The sequence below is a fragment of the Streptomyces sp. NPDC017246 genome, from assembly GCF_044331325.1.
In the GTDB taxonomy this organism is placed as follows: Bacteria; Actinomycetota; Actinomycetes; order Streptomycetales; family Streptomycetaceae; genus Streptomyces.
This window is the reverse complement of the sequence record NZ_JBIRMW010000001.1, coordinates 339,234-353,959: the sequence shown is the minus strand read 5'-3', so window position 1 is coordinate 353,959 and position 14,726 is coordinate 339,234. Positions and strand designations below refer to the sequence as shown.

Annotated in this window: 11 protein-coding genes and 1 tRNA gene; 11 read left to right on the top strand and 1 reads right to left on the bottom strand. The window is 72.9% G+C overall.

All coding sequences use genetic code 11. The features are described 5' to 3' along the window. Nucleotides 1–64 precede the first annotated feature (64 nt). The 10 genes from ACH4MY_RS01665 (at nucleotide 65) to ACH4MY_RS01620 (ending at nucleotide 12,892) form a co-directional block, all read left to right on the top strand. Nucleotides 65–137 (top strand) — tRNA-Ala (locus ACH4MY_RS01665). Nucleotides 138–438: 301 nt separating this feature from the next. Then, nucleotides 439–3,315 (top strand): leucine--tRNA ligase, encoded by a 2,877-nt coding sequence (gene leuS / locus ACH4MY_RS01660; protein ID WP_397996003.1) that lies wholly within the window; start codon nucleotides 439–441, stop codon nucleotides 3,313–3,315. 123 nt (nucleotides 3,316–3,438) lie between these two features. Further along, nucleotides 3,439–4,188 carry a hypothetical protein gene (locus ACH4MY_RS01655; protein WP_397996000.1) on the top strand — a complete coding sequence of 250 codons (750 nt, stop codon included), beginning with the start codon at nucleotides 3,439–3,441 and terminating at the stop codon, nucleotides 4,186–4,188. A 143-nt stretch (nucleotides 4,189–4,331) separates the two neighbouring features. Then, nucleotides 4,332–5,177: a DegV family protein gene (locus tag ACH4MY_RS01650; RefSeq protein ID WP_397995998.1), complete on the top strand. Its 846-nt coding sequence runs from the start codon at nucleotides 4,332–4,334 to the stop codon at nucleotides 5,175–5,177. Nucleotides 5,178–5,718: 541 nt separating this feature from the next. Beyond that, nucleotides 5,719–6,411: a helix-hairpin-helix domain-containing protein gene (locus ACH4MY_RS01645; protein ID WP_397995995.1), complete on the top strand. Its 693-nt coding sequence runs from the start codon at nucleotides 5,719–5,721 to the stop codon at nucleotides 6,409–6,411. A 62-nt stretch (nucleotides 6,412–6,473) separates the two neighbouring features. After that, nucleotides 6,474–9,071 carry a ComEC/Rec2 family competence protein gene (locus ACH4MY_RS01640; RefSeq protein ID WP_397997346.1) on the top strand — a complete coding sequence of 866 codons (2,598 nt, stop codon included), beginning with the start codon at nucleotides 6,474–6,476 and terminating at the stop codon, nucleotides 9,069–9,071. Nucleotides 9,072–9,126: 55 nt separating this feature from the next. After that, on the top strand, nucleotides 9,127–9,750 hold the full coding sequence (locus ACH4MY_RS01635) for a winged helix-turn-helix domain-containing protein (protein ID WP_397995992.1): 624 nt from the start codon (nucleotides 9,127–9,129) through the stop codon (nucleotides 9,748–9,750). Next, complete coding sequence (locus ACH4MY_RS01630; protein ID WP_397995989.1) at nucleotides 9,747–11,033, top strand: MFS transporter; 1,287 nt, start codon at nucleotides 9,747–9,749, stop codon at nucleotides 11,031–11,033. Before ACH4MY_RS01635 ends, ACH4MY_RS01630 begins: the two co-directional genes overlap by 4 nt. A 23-nt stretch (nucleotides 11,034–11,056) precedes the next feature. Beyond that, nucleotides 11,057–11,902 carry an arylamine N-acetyltransferase gene (locus ACH4MY_RS01625; protein ID WP_397995986.1) on the top strand — a complete coding sequence of 282 codons (846 nt, stop codon included), beginning with the start codon at nucleotides 11,057–11,059 and terminating at the stop codon, nucleotides 11,900–11,902. Nucleotides 11,903–12,001: 99 nt separating this feature from the next. After that, complete coding sequence (locus ACH4MY_RS01620; protein ID WP_397995983.1) at nucleotides 12,002–12,892, top strand: YceI family protein; 891 nt, start codon at nucleotides 12,002–12,004, stop codon at nucleotides 12,890–12,892. An 86-nt stretch (nucleotides 12,893–12,978) separates the two neighbouring features. Here ACH4MY_RS01620 and ACH4MY_RS01615 read toward each other — a convergent pair whose 3' ends face one another. Beyond that, entirely contained in the window at nucleotides 12,979–13,239 is a 261-nt protein-coding gene (locus ACH4MY_RS01615) for a hypothetical protein (protein WP_397995981.1), read from the bottom strand. A gap of 110 nt (nucleotides 13,240–13,349) precedes the next feature. On the opposite strand from ACH4MY_RS01615, the gene holA reads away from it, so the two are divergent. Continuing rightward, the gene (gene holA / locus ACH4MY_RS01610) at nucleotides 13,350–14,342 is read left to right on the top strand and encodes a DNA polymerase III subunit delta (RefSeq protein ID WP_397995978.1); all 993 of its coding nucleotides are present in this window, start codon (nucleotides 13,350–13,352) and stop codon (nucleotides 14,340–14,342) included. Nucleotides 14,343–14,726: the final 384 nt, after the last annotated feature.

The following is a 14,726-nucleotide window of genomic DNA, read 5'->3' as shown; positions in this document are numbered from 1 at the left end:
CCGGGGGGCCGGTTAATGTTCTGTCTGTCGCCGCGAGGGAAACCAAAACGGAGACGGAAAGCAAGGGGCTATAGCTCAGTTGGTAGAGCGCCTGCATGGCATGCAGGAGGTCAGGAGTTCAATTCTCCTTAGCTCCACAGAAAAGAAGCGGGTCACCCGGATCGGGTGGCCCGCTTCTTCGTGTTCGGCCCACCACGCCTTCCTCCGTCCCCACCGCGTGCCGCTCCGTGGAACGTCGGTGCGGCCCGCGCGGGCCCTGCGGTACCCTGGCGCCATGCGTGCCGTACGCCTTCTGCTTACCGAGCCGCGCTGATCAGTCCCGACGGATGACAGACATCTGTCGGAGTCGGCGCGGCGTCCCCTCCTGTGCGAGGGGTTTTTTCATTTCACGGCAGTCCGTGGCAGTGGGCAGAGACGATCGATGGAGCTTCAAGGACCATGACCGAGATCAATACGGCCGCCGAGACGGCGGCCCCGCATCGCTACACGGCGGCCATGGCCGCCGACATCGAGGCACGCTGGCAGGACTTCTGGGACGCCGAGGGCACGTACGAGGCCCCGAACCCCACCGGTGACCTGGCGGGCGACCCCGCGATCGCCGCCCGGCCCAAGAAGTTCATCATGGACATGTTCCCGTACCCCTCGGGTGCGGGCCTGCACGTCGGCCACCCGCTCGGCTACATCGCCACGGACGTCTTCGCCCGCCACGCGCGCATGACCGGCCACAACGTGCTGCACACCCTGGGCTTCGACGCCTTCGGCCTGCCGGCCGAGCAGTACGCCGTCCAGACGGGCACGCACCCGCGCGTGTCCACCGAGGCCAACATGGAGAACATGAAGGTCCAGCTGCGCCGGCTGGGCCTGGGCCACGACAAGCGCCGGTCGTTCGCCACGATCGACCCCGAGTACTACAAGTGGACCCAGTGGATCTTCCTGCAGATCTTCAACTCCTGGTATGACGACGAGGCCGCCAAGGCCCGTCCGATCGCCGAGCTGATCGAGCAGTTCGAGAACGGCACGCGCGAGGTTCCCGGCTCCACGCGCGCGTGGAGCGAGCTGAGCGCCGCCGAGCGCTCCGACGTCCTGGGCGAGTACCGCCTGGCGTACGCCTCCGAAGCGCCCGTCAACTGGTGCCCCGGCCTGGGCACGGTCCTGGCCAACGAGGAGGTCACCGCCGACGGCCGCTCCGAGCGCGGCAACTTCCCCGTCTTCAAGTCCAAGCTGCGCCAGTGGAACATGCGGATCACCGCCTACGCGGACCGCCTGCTGGACGACCTGGACGCGCTGGACTGGCCCGAGGCCATCAAGCTGCAGCAGCGGAACTGGATCGGCCGCTCCGAGGGTGCCCGCGTCGACTTCCAGGTCGGCGAGACCGGTGCGATCACCGTGTTCACCACCCGCCAGGACACCCTGTTCGGCGCCACCTACATGGTCCTGGCGCCCGAGCACGACCTGGTCGAGAAGATCGTCCCGGCCACCTGGCCCGAGGGCACCCACGACGTGTGGACCGGCGGACACGCCACCCCGTCCGAGGCCGTCGACGCCTACCGCAAGCAGGCCGCCTCCAAGTCCGACGTCGAGCGGCAGGCCGACGCCAAGGAGAAGACCGGCGTCTTCACCGGCGCGTACGCGACCAACCCGGTCAGCGGCGAGCGGGTCCCCGTCTTCATCGCCGACTACGTCCTGATGGGCTACGGCACCGGCGCCATCATGGCCGTCCCGGCCCACGACAGCCGCGACTTCGCCTTCGCCCGCGCCTTCGAGCTGCCGATGCGCTGCGTCGTCGAGCCGAGCGACGACCGCGGCACCGACACGTCGACCTGGGACGAGGCCTTCTCCTCGTACGAGGCCAAGCTGGTCAACTCCTCGAACGAGGACATCGCGCTGGACGGCCTGGGCGTCGTCGACGCCAAGGCGAAGATCACCGCCTGGCTGGCCGACCGCGGCATCGGCGAGGGAACCGTCAACTTCCGGCTGCGCGACTGGCTGTTCAGCCGTCAGCGGTACTGGGGCGAGCCCTTCCCGATCGTCTACGACGAGGACGGCGTCGCCCACTCGCTGCCCGAGTCGATGCTGCCGCTGGAGCTGCCGGAGGTCGAGGACTACTCGCCGCGCACCTTCGACCCGAACGACGCGGACACCCGGCCGGAGACCCCGCTGTCCCGCAACGAGGACTGGGTCGACGTCACCCTGGACCTGGGCGACGGCGCCGGTCCGCGCCGCTACCGCCGCGAGACCAACACCATGCCCAACTGGGCGGGTTCCTGCTGGTACGAGCTGCGCTACCTGGACCCGCGCAACTCCGAGCAGCTGGTCGACCCGGCCGTCGAGCAGTACTGGATGGGCCCCCGCGAGGGCATGCCCACCGGTGGCGTCGACCTGTACGTCGGCGGCGCCGAGCACGCCGTGCTGCACCTGCTGTACGCGCGCTTCTGGTCCAAGATGCTGTTCGACCTGGGCCACATCTCCTCGGCCGAGCCGTTCCACAAGCTGTACAACCAGGGCATGATCCAGGCCTTCGTCTACCGGGACGCGCGCGGGATCGCCGTACCGGCGGCCGAGGTCGAGGAGCGCGACGGCGGCTTCTGGTACCAGGACGAGAAGGTCAGCCGCGTCCTGGGCAAGATGGGCAAGTCCCTGAAGAACGCCGTGACGCCGGACGAGATCTGCTCCGAGTACGGTGCCGACACCCTGCGCCTGTACGAGATGGCGATGGGCCCGCTGGACGTCTCGCGTCCCTGGGACACGCGCGCGGTGATCGGCCAGTACCGGCTGCTGCAGCGGCTGTGGCGCAACATCGTCGACGAGGCGACCGGTGAGGTCACCGTCGTCGACACCGCGCCTGACGAGGACACGCTGCGTGCCCTGCACAAGGCGATCGACGGTGTCGCGCAGGACATGGTCGCGATGCGCTTCAACACCGCCATCGCCAAGATCACCGAGCTGAACAACCACCTGACGAAGTCCGGCGGTGCGCTGTCCCGGTCGGTCGCCGAGCAGCTGGTGCTGCTGGTCGCCCCGCTGGCCCCGCACATCTCCGAGGAGCTGTGGCGCAAGCTGGGCCACGGCGAGTCGGTCGTCCACGAGGGCTTCCCGGTCGCCGACCCGGCGTACGTCGTCGACGAGACCGTGACCTGCGTCGTGCAGATCAAGGGCAAGGTCAAGGCCCGCCTGGAGGTCTCGCCGTCGATCACGGACGCCGACCTGGAGACGCTGGCGCTGGCCGACCCGCACGTCGTCACGGCGCTGGGCGGCGCGGAGATCCGCAAGGTGATCGTCCGGGCGCCCAAGCTGGTCAACATCGTCGCCGGCTAGCGGTACATAGGGGTTTCCCCTACGGGCAGGTTGGGGGTTCCGATGGAACCCTCGGCCTGCCCGTTCCGTTTACGGTGGAGGGACCACATCCGTGGGGACCGGACGGACGCCGGAGGGGCGCACATGGAAGCCGCGATTATCACGATCATGGCGCTGCTCTTCTTGTCCTTCGTGGCGCTGGGGGTCTACGTCGGCGTGAAGGCGGTCAAGGCCGCCAAGCGCGGGGTCGACCGCACTCTGGACCATGCCCGGCGCACGGTCGAGGACACGACACTGCGGGCCAAGAGCTTCGGCCAGGCCGGGGTCGCCGGCGAGCTGGCCAGACTGCGGCTCTCGCTGCGCACCTCCATGCGGGCCACGCAGGAGGCGCTGCAGGCCGGAGTCGGAGAGGACGCCTCGCTGAAGGAGTCGCTCGAACTGTTCCACCGGCTCAGCGGGCACGGGCTCGAACTGGACGGGGACCTCAAGCGCCTCGAGCACGAACCCGACCGGGCATGGGTGGCCGGGCAGCTCCCCGACCTCACCGCGCGCACCGAGCGGATCACCGGCTCGGCCGACGCGCTGCGCCGTGCCGCCCGGGACCGGGCCCTGAAGTTCGCCGAGGACGACCTGTCGGCGCTCAGCGCCCAGATCGACGTCGAGGCGGGTGCCCTGAGGCACTGGACGGAGCCGGAGGGCACGACCTCGGGGACCGTGCCGGGGACTGCCTCGGGGAGCGTTCCCGGGGCCGCGGACGGGTGGGGACGCCCTTCCGGGCAGGCCGGGCACGCGGGTCAGGCAGGCGGCGGGGAACCGTCCGCGATCACGGCGCCCGACCCCCGACGGACCGCCTACCCCTGGGAGAAGTCGGCGCGCCCGGAGACCACCACCTGACGGAGCGGTCGATCGGGACGTCGCCCCGGGCGCGAAGGCCGGGCGGGGCGCCCCGTGGTGTCCTGGTGTCCACGGTGGCGGCCGGGGCGTTCACGGAGGGGGCGGGCTGCCGTGCGGCGGCCCCGGCGGGTAACCTCCCGCTCATGTCCCGGCATGTCGCGATCGTCACCGATTCCACGGCCTATCTGCCACGCCAGACGAGGGAGCGGCACGCCATCACCACGGTTCCGCTCACCGTCGTCATCGGCGACCGCGCCCTGGAGGAGGGCACCGAGGCCTCGGCCAAGGCCCTCGCCGAGGCCCTGCAGAAGAAGCGGTCCGTCACCACCTCACGCCCGAGCCCCGAGACCTTCGCCGAGGCCTACCGCGAGGCCGCCGAGGCCGGGGCGACGGGCATCGTCTCCCTCCACCTCTCCGCCGAGATCTCCGGGACCTACGACGCGGCCGTGCTCGCCGCGAAGGACGCCCCCGTGCCCGTGCGGGTGGTGGACACCCGCATGGTCGGCATGGCGCTGGGCTTCTGCGCACTGGCGGCGGTGCAGGTCACGGAGGCGGGCGGTTCGCTCGACGAGGCCGTCGCGGCGGCCGAGAAGCGGGCCGCGGAAACCTCCGCGTACTTCTACGTCGACACCCTGGACAATCTGCGCCGGGGCGGGCGCATCGGGGCCGCGCAGGCGCTGCTCGGCTCCGCGCTCGCGGTGAAGCCGCTCCTCGAACTCGACGGCGGGCGGATCGAGCTGCGGGAGAAGGTGCGGACGGCCTCGAAGGCCATCGCCCGGCTCGAGGAGATCGCCGTGGAGCGGGCCGGCTCCGGCGCCGTCGACATCGCCGTCCACCATCTCTCCGCGCCCGAGCGGGCCGCCGCGCTCGCGGAACGGCTCGAGGAGCGGGTGCCGGGAATCGCGGAGCTGCACGTCAGCGAGGTGGGCGCGGTCATCGGCGCCCACACGGGTCCCGGACTCCTCGCGGTAGTGGTGTCGCCGCGCTGAGTCCGGTCGTCGTCGCAAGCGGGGCCCGGGTCGCAGACGGGGTCCGTGTCTCGGACGACCTCCGTGTCGCCGAGGCGGTCGCCGATGCCGTCCGTCCCTCGGGAGAGTGACGGAGTTTTCCACAGCGAGGGCCCTGTCCACGGGTCGTGAGTGAGCCCCGCACAGCACGGCGGTGACTCCTACCGTCACATGCATGACTCTTCGTACACGCATCGCATCGACCACTCCCGGCGCCCCGACCAGCGGTCCGGGCCGGGCGCCGGGCTCCGACGGGCGGAGCCGCCCCGGAGCCCGCGGCGCGCCTCCCGCGCGGGCCAGGAGGCGGACCCGGGGCGGCAGGGCTGCCACGGGTCCCGAGGCCGGAGTACGGCGGCGGGGGGACGCGCTGTTTCCGGGGGTGTCGCCGGGGGAGGCGTCGACCTGTTCCGAGGTGCCGGGGACGCCGACGGTGCCTCCTGCGCCTCCGGCGGTGGAGCGTGGATCCCCGCCCGGGGCGGGGGCGCGGCTGAGGGCCGCGCTGCGGGAGCGGACCCCTGTGTGGGTGCAGACGCGGTGCGGGCTGGAGCCGAGGGCGCTGGCCGCGCTGACGGTCGTCCTGATCGTGGCGGCGGGTCTCGCCGGCGGGTATTTCTGGACGGGGAGGCCGGAGTCGGTGCGCGCTCCCGAGCTCGTCCGTGCCGTACCGGTGGCGGCCGCACCGGCCACGCGGGGCGGGCCGGAGGCCGGGACCGGGGTGGGGGCGGCGGCGGTGTCCGGGGCGGCCGCCGGGTCGGGAGCGGGGCCGACGGCGGGTGGCGCGAGGGTGATCGTCGACGTCGGCGGCAAGGTGCGCAGGCCCGGGGTGCTGACCCTGCCGGCGGGCTCGCGGGTGGCGGACGCCCTGCGCGCCGCGGGCGGGGCGAAGCCCGACGCCGATCTCACCGGAATCAATCGGGCCCGAGTCCTCTTCGACGGTGAGCAGGTCCTCGTCGGCCTGCCGGGGACGCCGGTCGGCGGTTCGGACTCCGGTGCCGGGGGCGGGGCCGGGGGCGGTGGCCCCGGGGTGCCGCTGAGCCTCAACACGGCCACGGTGGAGCAGCTCGACACCCTGCCAGGCGTCGGGCCGGTCCTCGCCCGGCACATCGTCGACCATCGCACGGAGCACGGCGGTTTCCGGTCGGTCGGGGAGCTGCGGGAGGTCAACGGCATCGGTGAGCGGAGGTTCGCCGAGCTCGAACCGCTGGTCCGGCCATGAACCGACGCGACGGGACGGCCGAGGCGACGGACGGGGCTGCGGCCGGGAGGTCTGTCGAGGCGATGGTCGGCGGTGCGGCCGGGAGGACTGCCGATGGTGCGGACGGGGAGCGGGTGGTCCGGAAGTCCTCATGGGAGGAAGGGCCCGCCGATCTGCGGCTCGTTCCGCTCGCGGTGGCGGCCTGGGCGGCGGCGGCCTGCGCGGTGGGGGTGGCCGGGTGGTGGACGGTGGCCGGCGTCGCGGTCTGTCTGCTGGGAGCCGCCGTCCTGCTGACGCCGGCCTCGGCCCGCCGGCTCGGCGGCACGGACGCTCCGGGCGGTGCGGACGTTCCGGGCGAGGGGCCGGTACGGCGGGGGGTGTCCGGGGGGCGGTTGCGGGCGACGGCGTGTGCCGGGGTCCTGCTGTGTGCCGCCGCCGGGGCCGCCTCTGCGGGTCTGCATGCGGCGGACCTGCGGCGCGGTCCCGTACCGGCTCTGGCCCAGGAGTACGCGCGGGCGCAGCTGGAGGTGACGGTGACCTCCGATCCTCGGCTCACCCGGCCCCGGGTGCGGGGCAGCGAGACGGTCCCGGTCTCTGTCGTCCTGGACGGGGAGGTGACTCGGGTCGAGCGGTCGGACGGCACGGTCCACCGGACGCGGGCGCCGGTCCTGCTGATCGTGCCGCCGGGGGAGGGGCGGGCGGAGTGGCTGCGGCTCCTTCCCTCCACCCGGCTGGAGATCGGCGCACGGCTCGCGCCGCCTTCGAGCCCGGATGATCCCTTCGCGGCGGTGGTCAAGGTCCGAGGGGGCGGACCGCCCCGGATCATCGGCCCCCCGAGCGCGTTGCAGCGGACGGCGGGGGATCTTCGCGCCGGGCTGCGGCGGGCGACCGACGGCCTCGCCCCGGACGCGCGGGCCCTGCTGCCCGGACTGGTCGTCGGGGACACCTCGCGGATCGGGACCGAGCTGCGGCAGGCCTTCGAGGCGACCGATCTCACCCACCTGCTCGCTGTGTCGGGCAGCAATCTGTCGGTGGTGCTGCTTCTGCTCGTCGGTCGTCCCGGGCGGGCGCATCAGGTGGAGCGGGGCGGGCTCGCGCCCCGGCTGGGGCTGTCGTTGCGGGTGACCGCGGTGGCCGGGGGAGTGCTGACGCTCGCCTTCGTGGTCGTCTGCCGGCCCGATCCGAGCGTGCTGCGCGCCGCGGCCTGTGGGTTCGTCGTGCTGCTCGCGATCGGCACCGGCCGGCGGAGATCGCTGCTCCCGGCGCTGGCCGCCGCCGTTCTCGTCCTGGTGCTCTACGACCCCTGGCTCGCGCGGAGTTACGGATTCCTGCTCTCGGTCCTGGCCACCGGGGCCCTGCTGACGGTGGCCCCGCGGTGGAGCGAGGCGCTGCGGCGGCGGGGGGTGCCGGGCGGGCCGGCGGAGGCGTTGGCGGCGTGCCTGGCCGCGCAGGCGGTGTGCGCGCCCGTCGTGGTGGTCTTCGCCGCCCGGGTGAGCCTGGTCGCGATTCCGGCGAACCTGTTCGCCGAGCTCGCGGTGGCACCCGCGACGGTGCTCGGCTTCGCCGCGCTCGCCCTGGCGCCGGTCTGGACCCCGGCAGCGGAGGGCGTGGCGTGGGTGGCGGGATGGCCCGTCGGGTGGATCGCGCGGGTGGCCCGTACCGGGGCCGCTCTGCCGGGGGCGGAGCTGGCCTGGCCCGGTGGATGGTGGGGCGGCCTCGCGCTCGCCCTGCTCACGGCTCTGGTGGTGCTCGGGGTGCGCAGATTGCCGTACCGGGCGCCGGTCGGTGTGCTCGTCGCCGCGGTGCTTCTGCTCGTGGTGGTGCGGCCGGCGCCGCTGACCCGGTGGGTGAGTGGGTGGCCGCCGCCGGGCTGGGTCTTCGCGATGTGCCAGGTGGGCCAGGGGGACGCCACGGTCCTCGCGGCGGGCGGGGACGCGGCCGTCGTGGTGGACGCGGGTCCCGACCCCGTACCGGTGGACCGCTGTCTGCGTGAACTCGGGGTGCGGCGGGTTCCGTTGCTGGTGCTGACCCACTTCCACGCGGATCATGTGGCCGGGTTGCCGGGGGTGTTGCGGGGGCGGTCGGTGGGGGCGATCCAGACGACGGGGCTGGCGGAGCCGCCCGCCCAGGCGGCGTTCGTCCGGCGGACGGCGGCGGCCGCGAAGGTGCCGCTGATCCGTGCGGAGGCGGGGGAGCGGCGGAGGGCCGGGGCGCTGGAGTGGACCGTGCTCTGGCCGGAGGCCACGAAGGCGCCGACGGCCGGTTCCGGGGTGGGTTCCAGGGGGCCGGCCGGCTCCGGGGAGGAGTCCGGTGGGCCGAACGATGCCAGTGTCACGTTGCTCGTCCGGGCTGCCGGCGGGCTGACCCTGCTCCTTCTCGGTGATCTGGAGCCGCCGGCCCAGCGGGCCTTGCTGCGCGCCCATCCGGGGCTCGCGCCGGTGGATGTGCTCAAGGTGGCCCACCACGGTTCCGCGCACCAGGACCCGGCGCTGATGCGGGCCGTGCGGCCGCGGCTGGCTTTGGTGTCGACCGGGCGCGACAACCCGTACGGGCATCCCTCGCCCCGGACGGTGGAGTCGTTGAGGGCGGGTGGGGCGCGAGTGCTGCGGACCGATCGGGACGGGGCGATCGCGGTCGTGGGAGCGGGGGCCGGGCTCGTGGCCGTACCGGGGGGAGGGTGAATCGCCGTGGAGGAGAATCCTTGTAAAGAAGTCTTTCTAAAGATATCTTTTTATCGTGACGGAAGAGAGCAGTGACCCGCGGCCCGAGGGCGAGCAGCCCCGCAGTGTCCGACTCACCGACCCGCGAGCCCTGCGGGCCTACGCCCACCCCCTTCGGATGACCCTGGTGGGGCTGCTGCGCGGCAGCGGGCCCTTCACCGCCACCCGGGCCGCCGAGCTGACCGGGGAGTCCGTGGCCAGCTGCTCGTACCACCTGCGGATACTCGCCAAGTACGGGCTCGTGGAGGAGGCGCCGGGCGGCCGGGGGCGGGAGAAGCCCTGGCGGGCCACGGCCCGGTACACGGAGTGGCCCGAGTACAGCGAGGACCCGGCTGTCTCGGAGGCCGCCGACGCGCTGGGCGTCGCGGTCGCCGGGCTCTACTTCGAGCGGGTCACCCGGGCCATGGAGAACCGGCACCTGCTGCCGAAGGAGTGGCGGGAGGCCGAGCAGTTCGGCGACTCCCTGCTCCATCTCACCCCGGAGGAGCTGACCGGCCTCGCGGCGAGGATCGACGAGCTGCTCCGGCCCTACGAGGCCCGCGCGTCCGACCCGTCCCTCCGGCCGGAGGGCGCTCGGCCCGTGGCCGTCCTGCGGATCGCCTACCTGGACCAGGAAACCCCCGAGAGCGGCAAGGAGTGAAGCGGATGAGCCTCGTGGAACGTATACCGGCGCTGCTGCGCGAGCGGACCTTCCGCCGCTACTGGACCGGGCAGACCATCTCCCTCGCCGGGGACCAGATATCGCTCATGGCGATCCCGCTCGCCGCCGTCCTGGTGCTCGGGGCCGACGCCGCGGCGATGGGTTGGCTCAAGGCCGCCGAACTGCTGCCCGCGCTCCTGCTCAACCTGCCGTTCGGCGCTTGGGCGGACCGGCAGACCAGCCGCAGGCGCGCCATGATCGCGGCCGACGTCGGGCGGGCGGCGCTGGTGCTGACCCTTCCCGTGGCCTACGCGTTCGACATGCTGTCGCTCACCCAGCTGTACGTGGTGGCCTTCGGGATCGGCGCGCTCACGGTGCTCTTCGAGGTCTGCAACACCACGCTCTTCGTGGCGCTCGTCCCCACCGAGCGCTATGTGCAGGCGAACTCGCTTGTCAACGGCAGCCGTTCGACGGCCTGGCTGGCGGGGCCCGGGGTGGGCGGCCTTCTCGTGCAGTTCCTCACCGCCCCCTTCGCCCTGGTCGCGGACGCCCTCACCTATCTGGTGTCGGCGGGCTACCTGGCCCGGATCGATCCGGTCGAACCCCCGCCGGCCCCCGTGGCCAAGGGCCACTTCACCGAGGGGCTGCGCTGGGTGGTGCGGGAACGCTCGATGCGCGCGCTGTTCGCGGCCTCCGGCACGGTCCAGTTCTTCAACTACATGTTCCACACCCTCTTCGTGCTCTACGCGACCGCCGAACTCGGCATCGGAGCGGGCCTGCTCGGCCTGATTCTCGGGGCGGGGGCCGTGGGAGGTCTCCTCGGAGCGGTGTGCAGCGGGGCGGTCGTCCGGCGGATCGGCGTCGGCGGCTCGCTCGTCGCCGGATTCCTCGGATTCACGCTGCCGCTGGTCCTGATACCCCTGGCCGACGGTCCGCTGCCGCTCGTGGTGTTCGTGCTGTTCGTGGCGGAGTTCCTCTCCTGCGTCGGCGTGATGCTCGTGGACGTCGCCGCGGGATCGTTGCAGATGGCGCTGATACCCGACGGTGTACGGGCCCGGGTGATGGGCGCCTTCCGGACGCTCAACCACGGGTTCCGCCCGCTCGGCGCGCTCGTCGGCGGATTCCTGGGCACCGCGATCGGGCTGCGTCCGACGCTGTGGGTCGCCACCGTCGGGGCCGTCTTCGCCGTGCTGTGGGTGCTGCCCTCGCCGTTGCCGCGCATGAGGGAACTGCCCTCTCCGAAAGAGGAGTCGGTACCGGCCGGACAGGCGGGGGGCGCGTGAGGCCGGGCGGGCAGACTGGCCGTATGACGACACGAGCGACGACTCCCGTTCCCACCGAGCCCTTCGTCCCCACGCCGGGGGACGTCGAGGCCTATCTGCGGCGCATCGGAGCGGAGCGGCCGGACCGCGAGGACTCCGACGCGCTGCGCGAGCTGCATCTGCGCCACCTGCTCACCGTGCCGTTCGAGAACCTCTCCATCCATCTCGGCGAGGACATCGTCCTGGACGAGAAGGCGCTGCTCGACAAGGTGGTCGGCGCGCACCGGGGCGGCTTCTGCTACGAGATCAACACCGCGTTCGCCGTGCTGCTGAGGGGCCTCGGCTTCGAGGTGTCACTGCTTCAGGCACGGGTCTTCGGCCCGGAGGGAAAGCCGGGCATCCCGTACGACCACATGGCGCTGCTCGTGGAGACCACCGACGGGGAGCGATGGCTCGCCGATGTCGGCTTCGGTGATCACAGCCACCTTCCGCTGCGCTTCGACGACCGCGGGGACCAGGAGGACCCGGGCGGCGTCTTCCGGATCGTGGAGGGCGCCGAGGGCGATCTGGACGTGCTGCGGGACGGGAAGCCGCAGTACCGGGTGGAGCGGCGGCCGCGTGAGCTCGCCGACTTCACGGCCGGGGCCTGGTACCACCGGACCTCACCTGACTCGCACTTCCCGCGGAACCTCGTCTGCTCCCTGCTCACCGAGGACGGCCGGATCACCCTCAGCGACCGGAAGCTGATCACCCGGACACGCGACGGGCGCGACGAGCGGACCCTCGACGGCGACGAGGAGGTGCGGGGCGCGTACCGGGACCTGTTCGGGATCGTGCTCGACGCGTTGCCGGTCGTACGAGGTGGAATTTCCGTTTCGAACCCTCGGTAACGCTTGCTCGGCTCTTGCCCGGTTTGCCTCGAACGCCCCAACGGTGATCGGATGCGACTTCGTTGCACAGTGAACGAGTCGCACGGGGGTGCGTGAAGAATGTTCGATCGTCTCTTCGGGAAGCGTGCGGCGGGCGCCGCACGGGGCGGTCCGCTCGCCGGTGTCGTCGTCCCCTCCTCGGCCGGGGTGCTGAGCTGCCGGGTGCTCGACCCCGTGCACGAACCCGTCCGACAGGCCGAGTTCGTCCTCAGCGACGCCGTCGGACGCAAGGTGCTCGCCGGGGAGACCGACCCGTACGGCACGGCGCTCGCGACCGTGCCGGCGGGCGAGTACCGGCTCGCCGTCACCGCCGAGGGCTACACGCCGCACCACGGCAGCGCCGTCGTCGCCCAGGGCGGCCACACGGGGCTCGGGGACGTCCTGCTCCAGATCGCCCCGCAGCCCCAGCTCCCCGAGCCGGGTGACTGGGAGATCGACCCGACGCACTCACAGATCGGGTTCACGGCGCGCCACATCGGGCTCGCCCGGATCCACGGCCGGTTCAACGGCTTCGCCGGCGCGGTGCGGATCGGTGACCGCATGGAGGACTCCGCGATGCACGTCGTCATCGACGCGGCCTCCATCGACACCGGGGTCCAGATGCGCGACGACCATCTGCGCTCCGGTGACTTCCTCGACGTCGGCGCGTACCCGACGCTGGAGTTCTTCAGCGAACGCTTCACGCACAGGGGCGGCAGCCGCTGGGCCGTCACCGGGGCGCTCACCCTCCACGGGGTGAGCCGCACGGTGACGCTCGACACCCAGTACCTGGGCCTCGGGAGCGGTCTCGAGGGCGAGGCCCGGTGCGCCTGCCGGGCCACCACCGAGCTGCACCGGGAGGACTTCACCCTCACCTGGCAGACGCTGCTCGCGCGGGGGATCGCGGCGGTGGGGTCGAGCATCAGCATCGATCTGGACATTCAGATCGTGCCCAAGGTGTCGCGGGGCTGAGAGGGGCTGAGAGGGGCTGGGGGGAGCGGAGTCGAGGCAAGGCCGGGGGAGCGTGAGCCGAGGCCGGGGGTAGGGGTGGCGGGGGCTTACGGGGCCTCCAGCCAGCCCTCGTACTCGGCGGCCAGCTCGTCCAGTGCCGTCGGGTCCAGCCGGCCGTCCGGGTCCTCGACGACCACCAGCCACTGGGCGTCCTCGGCGTCGTCCTCCCCGGCCAGGGAATCCCGTACGAGCTGAGGTTCCTCGGCGACGCCGAAACGGTCGGGGAGTTCGCCCGCGAGCTCCTCGGCGGCGTCGCGGTCGGGGAGTACCAGTACGTGTCGTTCACTCACCCGGCCATTCTCGGGCATCGCCGTCGTCGGCCGTCACGGGCATTGGTCGTCATGGGCGCGGGGCGTCGGATGTCGGGTGCCGGCTGTACGGGCGTCGCTGTCGGTGGCCCGTGGGATGCTGGATCGCGATGGCCACCAGAAAGACTTCCCCCGACGACCTCCTCGGCCCCGTGACGCTCGCCGTGGGGCAGGAGGACCTGCTCCTCGACCGCGTCGTCCAGGCGGTGGTGGCGGCCGCCCGCGCCGTCGACGCCGACACGGACGTGCGTGACCTCGCGCCCGAGCAGCTCCAGCCCGGCTCGCTCGCCGAGCTGACCAGCCCCTCGCTCTTCGCCGAGCGCAAGGTGCTGGTCGTGCGGAACGCGCAGGACCTCTCCGCCGACACGATCAAGGACGTCAAGGCGTACCTCGACGACCCGATCGAGGACATCTCGCTCGTCCTGCTCCACGCGGGCGGCGCCAAGGGCAAGGGGCTGCTCGACGCGGCGCGCAAGGCCGGGGCGCGTGAGGTGGCCTGCCCGAAGACGACCAAGCCGGCGGAGCGGTTGACGTTCGTGCGCCAGGAGTTCCGGACGCTCGGACGGTCCGCGACGCCCGAGGCCTGCCAGGCGCTCGTGGACTCCATCGGCAGCGACCTGCGGGAGCTCGCCTCCGCCGTCGCACAGCTCACGTCCGACGTGGACGGGACGATCGACGAGGCCGTCGTCGGGCGGTACTACACCGGCCGGGCCGAAGCCTCCTCCTTCAACATCGCCGACCGCGCCGTCGAGGGGCGGGCGGCGGAGGCCCTCGAAGCCCTGCGCTGGTCGCTCTCGACCGGGGTCGCCCCGGTGCTCGTCACCAGCGCGCTCGCGCAGGGCGTCCGGGCCATCGGCAAGCTGTCCTCCGCGCGGGGCGGGCGGCCCGCCGACCTCGCGCGTGAGCTGGGCATGCCGCCCTGGAAGATCGACCGCGTCCGGCAGCAGATGCGGGGCTGGACCCCGGACGGGGTGTCGCTGGCACTGCGGGCGATCGCGGAGGCGGACGCGGGGGTGAAGGGCGGCGGGGACGACCCGGAGTACGCGCTGGAGAAGGCGGTGGTCGCGGTGGCGCGGGCGGCGAGGATGCGGCGCGGGGGGTAGGGGGGGCGGATTCCCCCACCCCGCCCCTTCCCGAAACCCTGCCGGGGGCTGGTGGGGGTTGAGGTGATTCCCGGGGGCTCCGCCCCCGCCCCCGGGAGGGCGGCGGCTTCGCGCGGCGGGGCCTGGGGCTGTGGTGCGGGTGGTGGCTTTGCGTGGCGGGGGTTGGTGAGCTGGATTCCCCCACCCCGCCCCTTCCCGAAACCCTGCCGGGGGCGAGTGGGGGCTGAGGCGATTCCCGGGAGCTCCGCCCCCGTCCCCCGGAGGGCGGCGGCGGCTTCGCGCGGCACGACCCCCGTCCCCCGGAGGGCGGCGGCGGCTTCGCGCGGCACGACCCCCGTCCCCCGGAGGGCGGCGGCGGCTTCGCGCGGCACGACCCCCGTCCCC

What these genes read in the sequence shown, in the direction of transcription:
- leuS (WP_397996003.1), top strand. Translation starts at nt 439, where the DNA reads ATGACCGAGATCAATACGGCCGCCGAGACGGCGGCCCCGCATCGCTAC.
- ACH4MY_RS01655 (WP_397996000.1), top strand. Translation starts at nt 3,439, where the DNA reads ATGGAAGCCGCGATTATCACGATCATGGCGCTGCTCTTCTTGTCCTTC.
- ACH4MY_RS01650 (WP_397995998.1), top strand. Translation starts at nt 4,332, where the DNA reads ATGTCCCGGCATGTCGCGATCGTCACCGATTCCACGGCCTATCTGCCA.
- ACH4MY_RS01640 (WP_397997346.1), top strand. Translation starts at nt 6,474, where the DNA reads ATGGTCGGCGGTGCGGCCGGGAGGACTGCCGATGGTGCGGACGGGGAG.
- ACH4MY_RS01625 (WP_397995986.1), top strand. Translation starts at nt 11,057, where the DNA reads ATGACGACACGAGCGACGACTCCCGTTCCCACCGAGCCCTTCGTCCCC.
- ACH4MY_RS01620 (WP_397995983.1), top strand. Translation starts at nt 12,002, where the DNA reads ATGTTCGATCGTCTCTTCGGGAAGCGTGCGGCGGGCGCCGCACGGGGC.
- ACH4MY_RS01615 (WP_397995981.1), bottom strand. Translation starts at nt 13,239, where the DNA reads ATGCCCGAGAATGGCCGGGTGAGTGAACGACACGTACTGGTACTCCCC.
- holA (WP_397995978.1), top strand. Translation starts at nt 13,350, where the DNA reads ATGGCCACCAGAAAGACTTCCCCCGACGACCTCCTCGGCCCCGTGACG.